Source organism: Micrococcus sp. (assembly GCF_030523875.1).
Taxonomy (GTDB): Bacteria; Actinomycetota; Actinomycetes; order Actinomycetales; family Micrococcaceae; genus Micrococcus.
In genome coordinates this window covers 1-1,698 of record NZ_JAUNHR010000167.1, presented here as the reverse complement: position 1 = coordinate 1,698, position 1,698 = coordinate 1, and the positions used below count along the sequence as shown (strand labels likewise).

Here is a 1,698-nt window from a genome sequence, read left to right as displayed (position 1 = left end):
GGCAGCCACCATGGTTGTTGGAGCCGATGTCCACAAGCACACGCACACGTTCGTGGCGGTGGACGCGGTGGGCAGGCAGCTGGGTCAGCGCACTGTTGAGGCCACCACGCAGGGGCATCTGAAGGCTCTGAGGTGGGCCCGCGGGCAGTTCGGAGAGGACCTGACGTGGGCCGTGGAGGACTGTCGACATCTGTCGGCCCGTCTGGAACGTGACCTGTTGAGCGCGGGTCAGCCGGTGGTGCGGGTGCCGCCGAAGATGATGGCCGAACAGCGGCGGGTGGCCCGCACGCGGGGTAAGTCCGACCCGATCGACGCCCTGGCGGTGGCGCGAGCGTTCCTGCGCGAACCGACCCTGCCGGTGGCCTCCCATGACGAGGTCTCGCGGGAGGCGAAGCTGCTGGTCGACCGGCGAGAAACCTTGGTGAACACCAGGACCCGCACGATCAACTCGCTGTTGTGGCGAGTTCACGAACTCGACCCCGCTCACGCTCCCAAGGCCCGTTCGCTGCACCTGGGCATCCATCAGCAGGCTCTCAAGACGTGGCTTGTCACCCTGGAGGGTGTCGTGGCCGAGATGGCCCGCGACGAGCTCGAGGACATCATCGCCCTCACCGCGCGGATCAAGGGATTCGACAAGCGGATCAGCGCCTTGGTCCGCCGTGAGGTCCCGACCCTGCTCACTCTGACCGGCTGTGGAGAGCTGTCCGCGGCCAAGCTCTTCGGGGAAACCGCCGGCATCGGCCGGGTGCGCATGACCCGCTCTGGCAACCGCCAGCTCAACGCCGCACTCCATCGGATCGCGATCACCCAGGCCCGGATGCCCGGCACCCTCGCCAAGACCTACTACGAGAAGAAGCTCGCCGAAGGCAAGTCCCCAACCGAGGCACTGCGCTGCCTGAAACGACGCCTCGCCCGCACCACCTACAACCTCCTCACCACCGACCATCCCAACCATCAAACCCCCGCCCACCCCGCAGCGGCTTGACATAGGAGAAACGAATGACCATCGAGTTGCCCGCCAGCGTCTCCCTCGTCACCGGACCGTCCGAGCTGCCGCTGCTGCACATCACCAACAGCAGGGCGACCGTCGAGATCTTCCTGACCGGCGCCCACATCAGTGGGTTCGCCCCGGCGGGCCACCGGAACGTGCTGTTCATGAGCCGGGAGACGCAGTTCGAGGAGGGCAAAGCCCTGCGCGGCGGCATCCCGATCTGCGGGCCGTGGTTCGGCCCCGGGCGCGACGGGAACAGCAAGCCCGCGCACGGCTTCTTCCGCAACGCCGTCTGGGAGGTGACCTCGGCCTCCGATGACGGCGAGGAGACCACCGTCGAGCTGACCCTGCCGCCGTCGGCGCTGAAGGGTGTGCCTGGTGCCCAGGGCTGGCCCGCGGACGCCACCGTCGTCTACCGGGTCACCGTCGGCACCCGGCTGACCGCCGCGCTGACGGTCACGGCCGGCGACGCACCGCTGGACCTGCAGGCCGCTCTGCACTCCTACTTCGAGGTGGCCGACGTCCGCCGGATCCGGATCGAGGGCCTGGCCGGGGCGTCCTACCTGGACAAGCTCACCCAGCAGACCCACACCCAGGAGGGCCCGGTCACCATCTCCGCGGAGACGGACCGGGTCTACAACAGTGAGGCGGAGTGCGTGGTCGTCGACCCCGCCCATCGCCGCAGCATCACCGTTGCCAAGGCCGGG

The 1,698-nt window shown here is 68.6% G+C and carries 2 protein-coding genes; both read left to right on the top strand.

Features of this window, described 5'->3' with window-relative positions; genetic code table 11:
* Nucleotides 1-985 (top strand): transposase (locus Q4D18_RS11825; protein WP_303128657.1); only part of this gene is annotated, 985 nt, incomplete at its 5' end.
* Nucleotides 986-999: 14 nt separating this feature from the next.
* The coding region (locus tag Q4D18_RS11820; RefSeq protein WP_303128654.1) for a D-hexose-6-phosphate mutarotase at nt 1,000-1,698 on the top strand (699 nt) is incomplete at its 3' end.